Source organism: Rufibacter sp. XAAS-G3-1, from assembly GCF_013623775.1.
Lineage (GTDB): Bacteria > Bacteroidota > Bacteroidia > Cytophagales > Hymenobacteraceae > Nibribacter.
Genome location: NZ_JABFAM010000008.1, coordinates 275,768 through 292,263, shown reverse-complemented (window position 1 = coordinate 292,263; position 16,496 = coordinate 275,768). Strand labels below are relative to the sequence as shown.

The 16,496-nt window shown below is 43.4% G+C and carries 14 protein-coding genes and 1 tRNA gene; 13 read left to right on the top strand and 2 right to left on the bottom strand.

All coding sequences use genetic code 11. The features are described 5' to 3' along the window. Window positions 1–855 precede the first annotated feature (855 nt). From HHO50_RS11365 to namA, 5 genes are all read left to right on the top strand, one after another. A complete protein-coding gene (locus HHO50_RS11365) occupies window positions 856–1,566 on the top strand; it encodes an OmpA family protein (protein ID WP_181306162.1) in 711 nt (236 codons plus the stop codon). A gap of 285 nt (window positions 1,567–1,851) precedes the next feature. After that, a complete protein-coding gene (locus HHO50_RS11360; RefSeq protein ID WP_255478703.1) occupies window positions 1,852–2,847 on the top strand; it encodes an OmpA family protein in 996 nt (331 codons plus the stop codon). Between the two features lie 128 nt (window positions 2,848–2,975). Then, entirely contained in the window at window positions 2,976–3,209 is a 234-nt protein-coding gene (locus HHO50_RS11355; RefSeq protein ID WP_181306161.1) for a hypothetical protein, read from the top strand. Next, window positions 3,206–3,670, top strand: coding sequence for a MaoC family dehydratase (locus tag HHO50_RS11350; RefSeq protein WP_181306160.1), 465 nt, complete (start codon window positions 3,206–3,208; stop codon window positions 3,668–3,670). The genes HHO50_RS11355 and HHO50_RS11350 overlap by 4 nt, the downstream gene beginning before the upstream one ends. Window positions 3,671–4,143: 473 nt before the next feature. Continuing rightward, complete coding sequence (gene namA / locus HHO50_RS11345; protein WP_181306159.1) at window positions 4,144–5,211, top strand: NADPH dehydrogenase NamA; 1,068 nt, start codon at window positions 4,144–4,146, stop codon at window positions 5,209–5,211. Between the two features lie 374 nt (window positions 5,212–5,585). Here the strand turns inward: namA and HHO50_RS11340 are convergent, their stop codons facing one another. After that, the gene (locus tag HHO50_RS11340; protein ID WP_181306158.1) at window positions 5,586–6,272 is read right to left on the bottom strand and encodes a hypothetical protein; all 687 of its coding nucleotides are present in this window, start codon (window positions 6,270–6,272) and stop codon (window positions 5,586–5,588) included. A gap of 1,045 nt (window positions 6,273–7,317) precedes the next feature. After that, on the bottom strand, window positions 7,318–8,457 hold the full coding sequence (locus tag HHO50_RS11335; protein ID WP_181306157.1) for a cystathionine gamma-synthase: 1,140 nt from the start codon (window positions 8,455–8,457) through the stop codon (window positions 7,318–7,320). 125 nt (window positions 8,458–8,582) lie between these two features. On the opposite strand from HHO50_RS11335, the gene HHO50_RS11330 reads away from it, so the two are divergent. From HHO50_RS11330 to HHO50_RS11295, 8 genes are all read left to right on the top strand, one after another. Continuing rightward, a complete protein-coding gene (locus tag HHO50_RS11330; protein WP_181306156.1) occupies window positions 8,583–9,278 on the top strand; it encodes a TVP38/TMEM64 family protein in 696 nt (231 codons plus the stop codon). Window positions 9,279–9,355: 77 nt separating this feature from the next. Next, window positions 9,356–9,432: transfer RNA gene (locus HHO50_RS11325), tRNA-Arg, on the top strand. Window positions 9,433–9,882: 450 nt separating this feature from the next. Then, the gene (locus HHO50_RS11320) at window positions 9,883–10,656 is read left to right on the top strand and encodes a polysaccharide biosynthesis/export family protein (protein WP_181306155.1); all 774 of its coding nucleotides are present in this window, start codon (window positions 9,883–9,885) and stop codon (window positions 10,654–10,656) included. Window positions 10,657–10,692: 36 nt separating this feature from the next. After that, entirely contained in the window at window positions 10,693–13,017 is a 2,325-nt protein-coding gene (locus tag HHO50_RS11315) for a tyrosine-protein kinase (protein WP_181306154.1), read from the top strand. Window positions 13,018–13,059: 42 nt separating this feature from the next. Further along, a complete protein-coding gene (locus HHO50_RS11310) occupies window positions 13,060–14,349 on the top strand; it encodes a lipopolysaccharide biosynthesis protein (RefSeq protein WP_219921519.1) in 1,290 nt (429 codons plus the stop codon). A gap of 68 nt (window positions 14,350–14,417) precedes the next feature. Then, on the top strand, window positions 14,418–14,957 hold the full coding sequence (locus tag HHO50_RS11305) for an acyltransferase (RefSeq protein WP_181306153.1): 540 nt from the start codon (window positions 14,418–14,420) through the stop codon (window positions 14,955–14,957). Between the two features lie 130 nt (window positions 14,958–15,087). Further along, the gene (locus HHO50_RS11300) at window positions 15,088–15,573 is read left to right on the top strand and encodes a DapH/DapD/GlmU-related protein (RefSeq protein WP_181306152.1); all 486 of its coding nucleotides are present in this window, start codon (window positions 15,088–15,090) and stop codon (window positions 15,571–15,573) included. Window positions 15,574–15,629: 56 nt separating this feature from the next. Next, window positions 15,630–16,448: a glycosyltransferase family 32 protein gene (locus tag HHO50_RS11295; RefSeq protein WP_181306151.1), complete on the top strand. Its 819-nt coding sequence runs from the start codon at window positions 15,630–15,632 to the stop codon at window positions 16,446–16,448. Window positions 16,449–16,496 lie beyond the last annotated feature (48 nt).

Genomic DNA, 16,496 nt, shown 5'->3' with positions numbered 1-16,496 from the left:
GAGTGTGGGCTAGTTCCGGCACCTTGCCGCTTTGTGAACAGTATAAAACAGCCTCGTAAGCAGCCAGAGGCTGCAGGTAGCTCACACTCGCCAGAGGCGAGCGAGGGAAATCAGTACTTTATAGGTTTCACGTGAACTCGGGAATTAAAGGGATACGATAATCCATTTTGATTCCATTGTTTGCCTTTCTACTATGCTGTACACGCATTCCGTCCCCCTTTGAAGGGGGTAGGGGGATGCCAAAGGCGGAAGAGGGCGGAAATCCGCCTGTCCAATGGTACGTCCTCCCCCTTCTTGGAGCTTCCAAAATGCCGTATTCAGCACGAGTAATCATCCCCCTACCCCCTTCAAAGGGGGACGCAATGCGTGAGAATTTCCGAGTTCACGTTAGGTTTCCTATGTTTTTTCTGCCCCATAAACGCTACACCGCTGGATTCTTCTGCTCATTTCAGCCTGTTTTCTGTAAAACGCCTCTAAAACAGCAGGCACGCAGGCACTTCTCGTTGGTCATCAGACAGGTTACTAGAATTGACCGTCTATTATTTTCTGATAGCCTCTGGAAACGAAACCCGGTTGGCAAATGGCATCTAACAAACTTTTCTTTTCACAATTCTTCCCTCCTGAAAACACAAGTGCCTATCCGCTGAAACTCAATAGGTTACTTTACGCTCCTTTGCCAGATCATAAGCATCGCCTAATCAATATCTTACACCAAAGAGAAAGTAAATTAGAATATTGAGGGCAATTATTATTTATTTGCGTCCGTTTCAAAGCCAAGGTCTCTGCTGGAGCCGCCGCTGTAGTAGATGACAGGCCATTTTCACCACCACTAACCCTTTTATTAAAAAGCCACCTATGAAGAAAACACGTTTCGCCTCATCCGCCGCCGCCATGATCCTTGGAGTAGCTGTTCTGGGTTCTTGTGTCTCATCTAAGAAATACAAAGAGCTGGAAGCAAGCAAAAACGCGCTGGAACAAGAGAAAACTGCTGCCCAGCGCAGCCTGGAACAAGCCAACGCCGATCTGCGTGATCGTGATGCCAAGCTGGCGCAGTACCAACAGCAAATTGCCCAGAAAGAAAGAATCCTGAATGAACTGAGAACATCGGTGAACGAAGCCTTAGCCGGTTTCCAGGAGCAAGGCTTGACTGTTTCCATTCGTGATGGCCGGGTGTACGTGACCATGCCAGAGAAACTGCTCTTCGCCTCGGGCAGCACCAAAGTAAACCCTAACGGCCAATCTGCCCTGGGTAAATTGGCGGCCGCCATCAGATCACAGCGTGATACCGAAATTGTGATTGAAGGCCACACCGATGACGTAGCCGTTGCCTCCGCTAACGTTACCTACAAAGACAACTGGGATTTGAGCGTCCTGCGCGCCACTGAGATTACCCGTTTACTCATTAACAACGGAGTGCCGCCGCAGATGGTGGTTCCGGCTGGCCGCGGACAGTACACACCGGTTGCCATGACCCGTACCCCAGAAGCCCGCCAAAGCAACCGCCGTACAGAGATCATTTTGGCCCCTAACTTTGAGAAGATCCTGAAACTGATTCAAACCAACTAGGCCTATTCTTATTTTACTGCCGCTAACTAAAAAGCGGCAGCAAGCACATAAACAGCATTAATCAAAGAAGCCGGGCCTGTAGCCCGGCTTCTTTCGTTTCTGGGCTTATTTCAGGAAAATAGCCTAAAAACTTGTAAAGGTGTTTGTGTCAAGCCGTATCCTGCTTATCTTTGGCTATCTGAGGTCGTTAGGGCCTGCACAAAGTTCATTACGTTCCACCAGCCTATCTGGTACAAATCCGCTACAACCCTTGAATTTGCATTTTTAACTTTACAAAGTCCTGTCATGTTTCCTTCCTCCTTGTTCCGGTACACCAGCGTAGCCCTTATGAGCACGTTCCTCTTAGGCTCCTGCACCACTACCAAGAAATACAACTCGCTGCTGGCCCAGAAAGTACGGCTGGAGCGCGAAAAAGCCGATTCCCAGAGTGCCCTCTCCAAGGCCAGAAAAGAAAGCGCAGACCTTTCCAAACAGGTAGCTACCCTCACCGAATACCGTTCCCAACTAGCCGCTGACACCACACTGCTGGGCAGTACGCTTCGGAAAACCCAGACGTTATACGGTGACCTGAGCAACACCTATGACAAGCTGATCAAGAACCATGACCGCCTCATGGCCAACAGTGCGCTGGAGACTTCCACCCTCTCCAAAGACCTGGCCCGCCGCGATGATGAACTGAAAAAGCTGAGCGAAACCCTAACTAAAAACCGTTCCCAACTAGACCAACTCAGCAAAGACCTGAAATCAAGGGAAGAGCGCCTGAACGAACTGGAGCGCATTCTGGCTGAAAAAGACAAAGCCGTGAACGCCCTCAGAGCCAAGGTCAGCAACGCGCTGCTGGGCTTTAACAGCAAAGACCTCTCCGTAGACGTGCGCAACGGCAAAGTGTACGTGTCGCTTTCAGAGCAACTGCTGTTCAAATCTGGCAGCACCAAAGTAGACGCCAAAGGCCAGGACGCCCTCCGCAAACTGGCCGCCGCCCTTAAAGACCAGCAAGACGTGAACGTAGTGGTGGAAGGCCACACCGATGACGTGCCCGTGGCCCGCGGCACCGCGGGTATGCAAGACAACTGGGATTTGAGCGTCCTGCGCGCCACCGAGATTACCCGTATCCTGACTACTGCCGGTTTAGCTGGCACCAAAATCACCCCATCGGGCCGCGCCCAAAACGTTCCCCTGGATGCCGCCAAAACGGCCGAAGCCCGTCAGAAAAACCGCCGCACCGAAATCATCCTCACCCCTAAGCTTGACGAACTCTTCCAGATTCTGGAGGCGAATTAAGGCGTAAGCAACCGAAAACCTGTGCGGCCTTGGAGACCTCACAGGTTTAAAACCAACGGGCGTGAGGCTACAGTCTCGGGGCTAGGGATGAAGCTAGTCCCCAGACTTGCCAGCAAGCCCCAGCACTTATGATTGGGTTTAAGGGCTCTTTTTTAGAAAACTTTGCCAAAACAAACGCCGGTACTTTCACCGGCGTTTGTGCTTTTCGCCCTTCGCTTCTCTATCTTCCGTTTTCCGGCAGGGATTTCCAGCGGGCTCTTGCTTTATCGCGCTTTCACAAACAAGTAAAAGAGATTACCTTTGGCACGTCATCCCCGCACAACTTTCCTGGTTCTACCTATAAGACAAGAGAAATCTCATGAGCAAGATCATCATCCGCAGTTTCGAGGACTTACAACAGTATGAAGGAACTGAAATTGGCGTGTCTGAGTACCACACCATCACCCAGAAGCAGATCAATCTCTTTGCCGATGCGACCTTAGACCACCAATGGATTCACCTGGATGCGGAGCGGGCCCAAACCGAATCGCCTTTCAAAAGCACCATCGCGCACGGCTATCTGACGGTGTCCTTGCTGCCTTACCTGTGGGGACAGATTATTACCATTGAAAACCTGAAGATGCAGGTGAACTATGAGATTGAAAGCCTGCGGTTCAACCAGGCGGTGCTGGTAGACAGCGCCCTGCGCCTGCGGGTAAAACTGCTTTCGGCCGTAAACCTGAGGGGGGTGATCAAAGCTCGGTTAGAGGTAACCATGGAAATTGAAGGCGGCAAGAAACCGGCCTTTACGGGAGTTATCACGTTCCTCTACCATTTTATCTAAGCACTTTTCATCGGCTCTCTGAAAGACAATTCCAACGCATCATTTCCCCAAAGCCACTTAGAAGAACTGAGTGGCTTTATATTTACTGACCTTACGCATTAGCGGGGCTCCTCTCTCTGTGGGACAGGAGCCCCGCTGAGGCGTTTCGGGGCTGTTTTTCGGAAAACGGGCCCAAAACGAAGAAACCTGTGAGGTCTTGAAGACCTCACAGGTTTGGATTCTACTGGCGCAAGACTTTAATCTCGTGCCACGGGATGAAGCGAGTCTCCAGACTCGCCGGGAGCCACCACCAGGAGTGCGGAACGTCCGTTACTTACAGAAGTGTCATCCGTTTTAAGGCTATTTTCCTGAAAACTGGTCTGAAACAGCATCTGTAAGGCTTTCCTTTAGTAGCAGGTTCCTCCTGATGCACCGCATTTGGCAAACTTTCCGCCCCAGAAGAAGTATGAAGAACTTTGCCGAAAGATATTTCTATGAGCGCACTCTTCACTCCTCTACAGATAAAAAGCATCCAGCTGAAAAACCGCATTGTGGTATCGCCTATGTGCCAGTACTCCAGCCAGGACGGATTTGCGAATGACTGGCACCTGGTGCATTTGGGTAGCCGGGCCGTGGGCGGGGCTGGTCTCATTCTACTGGAGGCCACCGCCGTTTCGCCGGAAGGCCGCATTACGCCAGATGACCTGGGCATCTGGCAAGACGAACACCTGCCCGAACTGAAGCGCATTGCCTCTTTTCTGGAGGCGCACGGTTCAGTGCCCGGTATTCAGTTGGCGCATGCCGGGCGCAAAGCCAGCCATCGTTCTCCCTGGAAAGGAGGCACGGCCCTGCATCCCGGGGAAGAAGGAGCCTGGACTACGGTGGCCCCCAGCGCTATTCCTTTCCAGGAAGGCGGCATTACCCCTATTGCCTTAGACCAGGCTGGCATCCAGAAAGTGTTGTCAGATTTCAGAGCCGCCGCTGCCGGGGCGTTGGCAGCCGGTTTCAAAGTAGTGGAGATTCACGGGGCCCACGGGTATCTGCTGCACCAGTTCTTCTCGCCGCTAAGCAACCACAGAACAGATGAATATGGCGGTTCCTTTGAGAACCGAATCAGGCTGCTATTGGAAGTGGTGGACAGCGTAAAAGAAGTATGGCCCGCCGACTTACCGCTCCTGGTGCGCATCTCGGCCACCGACTGGACTCCCGACGGCTGGAACGAAAATGACTCCATAGAACTAGCCCGCCACCTGAAAGCCAAAGGCGTTGATCTCATTGACACCTCTACCGGCGGCAACGTACCCCGCGTACGCATTCCGGTTGGCCCTGGCTACCAAGTGCCGTTTGCCGAGAAAATCAGAAAAGAAGCCGCTATCATGACCGGTGCCGTGGGCATGATCACGACCGCCCGGCAAGCCGAAGACATTGTCTCCAGCGGCCAGGCCGATGTGGTTTTGCTGGCGCGGGAGTTACTAAGAGACCCGTACTTCCCGTTGCGGGCCGCTAAAGAACTGGGCATCGATTTGGAATGGCCCCTGCAGTACCAACGGGCAAAAAATTAACCCCTGTTTTAGCAGACTTAATCTTGTAGGGAAAAATGAGCGGCCATTTAGTTTCCAAAACTTCTAAAAACGCCGCTCTTCCGGAGTTCCACTCCGGAAGCACCCTGCCGGGGAGTTCCACTCCCCTTCTTTTGCCCGTGGCTCCCGGCAGAGGGGAACTCCCCGGCAGACAGGTTCAGGAGTAGAACTCCCGAACAGCAAGCAATGAACATTCCCCTACAAAATAAGCTCCCAGGAGGGGAAATCCCTTTCTACGTCAACTTACATTTTCTAGACCCATAAGTACATAAAGCATTCTATAACCGGCATCTACATTTTGCGAGCGCACCTCCAAACTACTGAAGTTCAGGTACACTCGCTTTGACAGAGGACTGTCACCACGTAAAAGGCGGCTTGTCTTCGGTTTTCCAGATGGTTTGCGCCAGTTCGTTCAAGGCCAGCCGGGCATCTCTGAATCCTTCGGCCAGGAGGCCATACACCTGAGCCAGTTCTAATTGATACGCGAGTTTATGGTTGGCCGCCGTCCGGAAACTGGATCTTCCCACCGATTCATAAAAGGCCGGATCTGGGGCGCCGCGTTGTTGCCGTTTCTCAATCCAGGCGTGGAACATGCCCGAAAGGAAAAGGGCGTAATTACCTATATGGACTCTGATCAGAAAGGCTTCGGCGGCCGAGGCGTTGGATAAAGCTTCCAGCATTTCCACAATGTAATGGAACCGGTGCGGCAGTTTCTCGTGGGGCGAATGCATGCGCTGTACCGTGGAGAATTGCCAGAGCAGCGCTCCAATGTAATCGGCTAATTCCCGGTCTTCAATCCCTTTCCGCCGCAGCACCGTACGGGCCAGCACATAAAAATACAGCTGCTGCGACACCGCTACCTGTCCTTCCCTGGACAACAATGCTTTGGGCAAGGCTTCATGATCCAGCATCTCGTCCCGGCACTCAGGGTCACTGAGCAATTCCACCACGCTGATGCGCTGGTTACTTTGACGGGATAACACGCTGGCCACGAAATCAAAATCGGTGGCGGTGAATTGGGCTCGGCAATTGGCTAATACCATCGTTCACACTCCTTTTCATTTAGTACGCACGAAACAAGATTGAATTATGTGAAGCCCAGAGGCCCTGAACTTCCTTAAGTATAAAAACGGAATAGTATTTTAGAAGGTTATCGCTGATGTAGGGGCAATTCCTTGTGGTTGCCCTGCACGTTAGCTGATGAGTGTCATCTGCTATCGTAGGACAGGTCGCGACCTGTCCGTACATTTCTTGGAAAGTAGCATGGAGAATGGGAAAGGGCAACCACAAGGGATTGCCCCTACTTCTACTATCAAGGATCAGATAAATGATGATCAAACAATGATTCAATACCGATGATCAGTACCGTGGAGACAAGGTGATGCGTGGTTTCTACCATTGATGAATGAATACATCCAAATCGTTTCCGGCCTATTTTCGGGAAAATAGGCCGGAAACAGAAAACCCCGAAGGTTTGTAACCAACGGGGCTTTCCAATATTATTATAGTAACGTGAACTCGGGAACTGTAAGAACTATGTAGGAGTCACAGATGCATTTAACTAAATAAGCTAAACACCAGTTCCATCTTGGGGTTCCACCATCAGGCACGCATTTCGTCCCCCTTTGAAGGGGGTTGGGGGATGACAAGGGTGTTTGAAGAACCGATTACAACTGCTATAAAAAGATTAAAAGTGATTCTCGGGAATGCCTGATCAGCAGGGAATCATCCCAGGCCTTCGAAACTAATCTTGAAGGGAAAAATGAGCGGATATTTATTTCCTTGAAATCCCAGAAAATCATAGCGCTCTTCTGGAGTGGAACTCCGGAAGCAACCTGCCGGGGAGTTCCACTCCCCTTCTTTTGACCGTGGCTCCCGGCGGGGGGGAACTCCGCAGCAGAGAGGTTCGGGAGTAGAACTCCCGAACAGCAAGCAAGGGTTTATTCCTAACAAGATAAGCTTCAAAGGGGGAGAAATGCTTATAAAAACACAGGGTAAGTTCAGGAGTATTAGCGTGCGAGGAAGTGAGATGACACTTCCTCGGCTAAATGTACCGCTCAGTTCCCGAGTTCACGTTATAATAACACCTTATCCTATCGCCTGCTCCAGGTCTGCCATCAGGTCTTCCACGTCTTCAATGCCCACGCTTAGGCGGATGAGCGAGTCAGAGAGGCCGCCTTTGAGGCGTTCTACCTGCGGGATGCTGGCGTGCGTCATGGTGGCCGGATGGCCGCAAAGCGACTCTACACCGCCCAGCGACTCGGCGAGGGCAAAGTAATGAAGTTTTTCCAGTACCTGGATGGCATCTTCCATCCGGTCGCCTTTCAGCTCAAAGGAGATCATCCCCCCGAAGTCGCGCATCTGATCACGGGCAATCTGGTGGTTGAGGTGGTTCTCAAAGCCGGGCCAGTATACTTTCCCTACTTTGGGGTGCTGGCGCAGGTACTCGGCAATGACTTTTCCGTTCTCACAGTGGCGTTGCATGCGCACGTGCAGCGTCTTCAGGCCGCGAAGCACCAGAAAGCAGTCTTGCGGGCCAGGCGTGCCGCCGCAGGCATTCTGCAGGAAAGCCAGACGCTCGGCCAGTTCATCGTCCTGTACCACAATGGCTCCCATCACCACGTCTGAGTGACCGGCCATGTATTTGGTAAGCGAGTGCATGACAATATCGGCCCCTAAATCCAGCGGCGTCTGGAGATACGGCGTGGAGAAGGTGTTGTCCACCACCAACAGCAGGTTGCGTCTGCGGCAGATTTCGGCGGTTCCTTTTATGTCAATGATATTCAGCAGCGGATTGGTAGGCGTTTCTACCCAGACCATCTTGGTTCGCTCGGTCACATACTGGTCAATGGTGCTGATATCGGCCATGGACACGAACTGGAACTTGATCCCGTACTCCTGAAACACCTTGGTGAAGATGCGGTATGTGCCGCCGTACAAGTCATTGGTGGCAATCACCTCGTCGCCGGGTTTCAGCATTTTGATGATGCAGTCCGTAGCGGCCATGCCCGAGGCGAAGCACAAGCCATGTTTCCCGTTCTCCAGGGCGGCCAGGGCACTTTGCAGCGCACTACGGGTGGGGTTGTGGGTTCGGGAATACTCGTAGCCGTTGTGGTCACCGGGGGAGCGCTGCACGTAGGTGGAAGTCTGGTAAATGGGCGTCATGATGGCCCCGGTGGTTGGGTCTGGCGATACGCCCGCGTGTATGGTCTTGGTTCCGAATTTCATAGTGTCTTATACGGTGGTCTGGGTGCAAGTTAGAAAAAGGAAGGCATTTTCTACCCCATCTACTTTAAGCGGTTTGTACGTTTTCCCCGTACTTTCCAGAAAATACCCGATATTGAGACGCGCTTATGTGGAAGAAACTCCTGAAACAAAATACCGGTACGCTGCTTTACTCCCTGTTGCTGGTGGTCATTCCGGTTCTAGCCAGTTCTGGCCTAGCCCTGTGGCTTTACCATAACCAGGAATTTTTAGAATCGCTCTCGCCCCTACAACAAGTCCTCTACTTTCTGGTAGTTTCCCTCACCATGGCGTTCGCCATCACTCCTACTACCTTCGTGGCCCTGGCGACCGGTTTCTTTTTCGGCTGGAGTGCCTTCTTAGGAGTAGTCATCTCCTACGGAGCTGCCGCCTTATTGGGCTACGCCGTGGCCCGGCTCATTGACCATGGTAAAATGACGGCCTTTCTGCACCAGTTCCCCAAAGCCGAAGGCGTGATGGATGAACTGCGGGAACACAGCCTAAGCCTCATCATCCTCACCCGCATCTCCCCTGTGTTACCGTTCGCCTTTATGACCTTTGTGTTGTCTTTGGTACAGGTACCCCGAGGCAAATTCTTACTGGCTAGTATGCTGGGCATGTTGCCCCGAACGCTCTTCTTTTTTTGGGTGGGCACCCAAGCCCAAGACTTACTCGCGCTTCTGAAAGATCCAAACGCTGGTACCTCGGGGAAGCTTCTATTAAGTGCTTTGGTGGTGATTTCTTTGGGAGGAATCTATTTTTTACTGAACCGGGCCATTAAAAAAGCCTTACAGCGAAGCAGATAGAAACTTTTTACAGAAATTTTCACGCTAGTACTTGCGCAGAACCAGAAAAGCCTCTACCTTTGCATCACTAAATAACTGGTCACGTAGCTCAACTGGATAGAGCATCTGACTACGAATCAGAAGGTTTGGGGTTCGACTCCCTACGCGACCACCAGTTCATAAAAAGCCCTTAAGAATCACCTCTTAAGGGCTTTTTGTTATACTTGCTTCTCCACTATCACCTTCAATAAGTTTTTGTGTAAAATCCCAGAATACACCCTGCAAACACTAGAATACACTAATTACATTGGAATATTTCTCATAAATAGATCTTCATTCCCATTTTGAGACAATTAAATGAAAATTTAGCTACGATTTAAACAAAAATAGGTTACATTTGTTATGGCATGATATTTATACATCTCATAGAAAAAATTATAAGATATAGAGAAAGTATAATCTAACAAAAGAGATAGAGGAATATATTAATATCTAAATAAACCAAAGAAAAGAGTCACATTAACCATAACGGATGATTCAAGAAACAATACAAAGCGTTCAAAAACTTATAATTATAAGTAAAACATGAAGTGCTTCATGATTAAATAATAAATACACAAAACAAATGACAAAATTAAAAATTATCTACATTCTAAATTTACTGTTTATCATATCATGCTCACAGAGGAATCTAACTTACCTTAGTGATATTGAAAAGGATGAATACACAACAGAAGTACAAAACCGAATCATACCCCGCATACAGCCTGATGATATTCTTACTATAACTGTAAGCACCATGAGCCCAGAGTCGAATACACTGTTCAACTCTGGTGTTATGAATATTGGAAGCAAAGCGACAAGCACAAGCAACGATAACAACCAAGGATATATTATTGATGCAAATGGGTTTATTAACTTTCCAGTAATAGGTCAAGTACATTTAGCCGGGTTAACAACCCAAGAAGCAAATAAAAAACTAACAAGTGAAATAGGGAAATTTACAAAAAACCCAATTGTAAACATCAAATTCTCGAATTTCAACATATCAATCATAGGAGAAGTCAACAAACCTTCAACCTATACAGTGCAAGCAGAAAAGATCAATATATTTCAAGCACTTGCACTTGCTGGAGATTTAACACCTTACGGAAAAAGAGAAAATATTTCCCTCATTAGGGAAAATGGAGGGATAAAGAGTGTGATTAAGTTAAATCTTAATCACAAAGACATATTAGACTCACCCTACTTTTATTTACAGCAAAATGATATTTTATATATAGAACCTGACAAATCAAAAGCAGCTCAAACAAGCTTATCAAGGAGTAACACACAATTCAGAATATCTGCTGCACTATCTTTAATCTCTGTGTTGGCTATCATTTTAACTAATTTTTAAAATATCTAACTATACACATTTTCATAAGCATTTATTATGTACCAAAATAAGGTTGAGCAAAAGGATTTAAAAAAAATATTAACCACCTACACCCGATATTGGTATTTATTTGCGGTAGGCGTAATCCTTAGTTTAGCAGCAGCATATTTATATATACGCTATAGCACACCACTATATCGCATAAGCACAACATTATTAATTAAAGATGAAAATAATGGAACAGGTATCACAGAGAGCGCTGCTTTCAGTGATTTAGAAATGTTTAAATCAACTAAAAGTATAGACAACGAACTAGTTTTATTAAAATCCAATAGCTTATTAGAGAAAGCCATAAATGCTCTTGATTTGAAAACAACTTACTATATCAAAGGAGAAGTCCGCGATCAAGAAATATATGGAAATGAGTTACCTATTAATATTATTATCAACAACTTAGAAGAGTCTGCTTACAATATAAATTTAATAATACATATTAAAAACAATAATCAATTTGAAATTGAAGAAAATGATAACAAGGGACAAAAAACAATTCATAATTTTGGAAATCAAATAAAGAAGCCCTATGGAACATTTACAGTTGTAGCAACAGCTGGAGTTTTCGCTACGAAAGAAAACAAACCTGTATTGATTAAATTTCAACATTCAAGCAATCTTGCAAACCTATATTCACAAAGGTTAAATGTAGGTTTGTATAACAATAAGGCTAGCGCAATAATATTGAGCATAACTGATGCGGTACCTCAAAAAGGGATTGATATCCTCAATAAATTTGTTCAAGTTTATAACAATGATGTAGTAAATGACAAAAACCAAGTAGCTGCAAATACTGTAGACTTTATTGACGAACGACTAAAATACCTCACAACAGAACTTTCTACGGTAGAAAAAAATGTGGAAGAATATAAGCGCCAAAATAAATTAACCGATGTTAGCTCTCAGGCGCAGCAATTTATAACCGAGTCAAGTAATTACAATAAACAGTTATCAGAATTAAGTATTCAACAAGACGTTTTAGCCTCTATAGAAAAATACCTAAGTAAGCAAGGCACCCAATATGGATTAGTCCCTAGCTCATTAAGCATATCAGATCCAACATTGGTTAACCTAATTAATCGATTCAATCAAATGCAAATCGAACGGGAAAACTTATTAAGAAGCAACAGTGTTGATAACCCTTTAGTACAAAATTTAAATAATCAACTTATAAATTTAAGAAGAAATATTCTTGAAAACTTACGCAATATCAATAATTCATTAACTATATCTAAAAGGAATTTACAATTAAATTCTGTTCAATTTAATTCCAAGATAAAACAAGTACCAGTTGTAGAAAGACAATTAATCGAAATCACACGGCAACAGGAAATTAAACAGGAGCTTTATTTATACTTACTTAAAAAAAGGGAAGAATCAGCACTATCATTAGCTGCTTCTGTTTCAAACAGTAGAGTTATAGATCCACCAACTTTTACAGGCCCCGTATCTCCCAATATAATCAACACTTACCTATATTACTTATTAGTTGGGCTGTTCATACCATTTACGTTTATATACGTAAAAAACTTATTGAACAACAAGATACAAAGCTTAGATGAAGTAAAAAACATAACACCCACTCCCATTTTAGGAGAAGTGGCGCATAGTCGAGGAGGTAAATCACTAATTATAGAAAATAAAAAAAGAACTCCCCTTGCAGAAATGTTCAGACTCATTATAACAAATTTGCAATTCACCAATGCGGGTAAGGAAAACAAAGTAATGATGGTTACTTCAAGTATGAGTGGAGAAGGAAAGACTTTCTTTAGTATAAACTTAGGAGTTGCCTTAGCTGCCACAGGAAAAAGAACAGTCATTATTGATTTTGATTTACGCAAGCCAGGGGTCTTACAAAGTATGGATTTAGTAGGAGGGAATGGGTTAAGCAATTATTTAGCATCTGATTTCCTTAATTTAGATGATATTGTACAAACTTCCACCATTGACCCCAACTTATATGCAATAGGTGCAGGCACTATTCCACCAAATCCATATGAGCTTATGTTAAGCCCTCGCGTAAATCATTTGTTCAAGGTTTTAGTAGCAAATTTTGATTATATTATAGTTGATACCGCACCAGTAGGTCAAGTTGCAGACTCTTTTAGCTTAGCACCTCATATTAATTCATTAATATATTTGGCAAGGTATAATTATACTCTATCAGAACAGATAAATATAATAGATGACATTTATGTAAATAGAAAATTCAATCAACCAATGATTGTCTTGAATGATGCAAAATTAAATAATAAGTACGGGTATGGGTATGGCTATGCTGAAAACAAGCCTAAAAGGTCTCTATTTAACTTATTAAAAAGTAACTAAAATTATACTTTAAATCAGACAGCTTCATTATCTAAAATAAAAGTGACTACTCAAAATCTAACTTATCAAACAAAATACAAAAGAGTATTTGAATGGGGTAAGATTATAGCTATCACTGGCTCATCTCAAATACTGGTCCAAGCAGTTGGATTTCTTAGTGGGATCTTAATTATAAGAATGCTTTCAACAACGGAGTATGCCTTATATACTATAGCAAACACCATGTTAGGCACTATGCTAGTGCTTACAAACGGAGGTATTGTTACGGGGTTAATATCTGAAGGAAGCAAAGTATGGCAAGATAAAGACAAATTGGGCGCCGTTATGGTTACGGGCATGGAATTGAGGAATAAGTTCTCATTCTTTTCTCTTATTATCGCAATACCGATAATGCTATACCTGCTATTACATCATGGTAGCACATGGCTTATGTCATGTGCAATAGTCATTTCAATTATCCCCATATACTTCCTTACTCTTTCCGGAGCTTTGCTGGAAATACCAGCAAAGCTTACACAAGACATAGTTAAGTTACAAAAGATACAAATAGGTTCAAATCTCCTTCGTTTGATCTTTGTTTCTGTATTACTGTTTATTAGCCCATGGGCTTTTGTTGTACTACTAGCCGCAGGCATCCCTCAGTTATGGACAAACATACGAATACGAAAAGCTATAACAGGGTACACGAACCTGCATCAAAGAACTGAACCTGGGGTTAGAGATAAAATAATTTCTGTTGTAAAAAAAATATTACCTGGCTCAGTCTATTATTGCCTATCAGGTCAAATAACAATATGGCTTATTTCAGTATTTGGCACAACTTCCTCGGTTGCACAAATAGGAGCACTAGGCAGACTGGCTATGGTACTTAGTATATTTACTATTGTTTTCAATACTTTGGTAACACCCAGATTCGCACGGCTACCTAATGAATCTAACATTTTATTAACCCGTTACACTCAAATTACAGCAGGCACAATAGCCTTCTTTTTAGTTATTATTCTATTTACGTGGTTATTTCCAAAAGAAATTCTATGGATTTTAGGTGAAAGTTATTCAAACTTAGAAAGCGAAATAGTTTTTTATATTATTGGCACAAGCATAAGTATGACAGCAGGAGGCATATTCTCTCTTTATATAAGCAAAGGGTGGATTATTAATCCTATTGTCTCTATTCCAATAAGCTTATTGTCAGTTTCTATATTAATTTTTACGATTGACATATCTACACTTTCAGGTATTCTAATATTCAATATTATTATTGCAACAAGTGAATTATTGATGCATTCTATATTTGTAATTTTAAAATTAAAATCGATAATTAAAGATTAATAATATTAATAACTTATAAACAAATTAAACATGAGTTTATGAAGAAAGATTTGACAACTAGCAACTAGATGAATCTTAAAAGCCATATATCAGAATTGAGGCTCTATATAGCCAACAGGTGGGTATCATCTATCCCTAGTCATTACATAAGGCTTTGGTTTTATCAAAATATAATGAAGTTTAGAATTGGTATGAACAGCAATATATTTATGGATTGTACTTTTGATTGCACTCAACATCTATCAATAGGTAATAACTCTGTTGTTAACTCAAAATGCAGAATTGATCCAAGAGGCAAAGTGTTTATAGGTAACAATGTTTCAATATCGAGTGAAGTGATTATACTAACAGCCGATCACGATATGGAAAATAATATGAATGGCAGGCTCAAAACTGTTGTAATAGAAGATTTTGTATGGATTGGAACTAGGGCTATGATTATGCCAGGAGTAACTATCAAGAAAGGATCTGTTATTGCTTCAGGCGCTATTGTTACTAGAAATGTTGAAGAAAATACTGTGGTAGCTGGAGTACCAGCAAGAGTAATCAAAGTTCGAATCAATCCTAGCTTTGATTATCAAGCTACATACCAAAGGCTTTTTCAATGAAAACATGTTTTAATTATTGCCATAATTGAATATACAAATGAATGTCTCTCATAACCTTGCATCAAGGCTACGAATTAAAATATGGGTTAATCAGGGAAAGTTTCGGGTATTTCTCTATAGATTATTAGGGATGAAAATTGGAGCAAAAACTATAATGGATAGCATTAATATTGAATGGCCAGGAAATACAGAAATTGGAAGTAACTGCACTATTCAAAAAAACGTTACATTCTGGGTTCAAAGCCCTTTCAACGAACTCAATAAAATTCATATTGGAGACAACGTATTTATAGGACGAAATACAGAGTTCAATTGTTGCAATTCAATCAAAGTAGGTAATAATTGTATGATTGCAAGTTCAACTGTGTTTGTTGACTCCTCTCATACTTTTGCAAAAGACCAGTTTATATCGTTGCAAACAGTTGAAACTAAAAAAATTATTTTAGAAGAAGATGTATGGATAGGAACTGGATGTAAAATATTGATTGGTGTACATTTAGGCAAAGGATGTATCATTGGAGCAGGTGCAGTTGTTAATAAATCTGTTCCTGCATATGAAATTTGGGCTGGGATTCCTGCAAAAAAAATCGGCGATAGGAAAAGATTTACATTGTAATTGCAAGCAAGTATAAATAATCAATTAAATTCATTTTCTTTAAGCTTTAATTTAAAATGGCAGAAAATAAAATACCTAAAATTATTCATTATTGCTGGTTTAGCGGAGAGGAGATTCCTGCTTTTTTAACTCAATGCATCGATTCATGGAAGGAACTTATGCCCGATTACAAACTTAGGCTCTGGGACTCGACGAGCTTCGATTTTGAGTCAGTTCCTTTTGTTAAAGAAGCATACAAAGCAAAGAAGTGGGCCTTTGTAGCTGATTACATACGACTATATGCTCTTTTTCATGAAGGTGGAATATACCTTGATTCTGATGTAAAGGTTTTCAAAAGGTTCGACAAATTTCTAGTTTATAATTTTTTTACATCACATGAAATTCATCCTGATAATTTTAATGACACTGAAAAAAACAAACTAAACAAATACTATCAACCAATCAACAAAAACGATTACATCTATGGTTTAAACATACAAGCAGCAATCATGGGCAGCTCAAAAGGGAACTCATATATAAAAGAGTGCTTAGATTTTTACATTGATAAACATTTCATCGGAGAGGATGGTACTCAGCTAAGTAAAGAATTTATTATAGGTCCATATATTTCAAAGATTGCAGAAAAATATGGTTATGTGTATAATAAAAAGGAGCAGCTGCTGGATAATCATATGCTAATATTAGAACCAGAAGTATTTGTTGGCAACACTACCTTCCTCACAAAAGACTCCTATGCAGTTCACTTATGCAATGGGAGCTGGAAAGAAAAATCATTATATGAAATATGCTTATATAACATTAGAAATAAATTCCCCAAAGTATATCCATTAATAATACTAGGAACCAAGTTATACCGAGCAATAACAAAAATATAGGAAATATTTCAACCAGCATTTATAAATCCTACATAAAACAATTTTAAC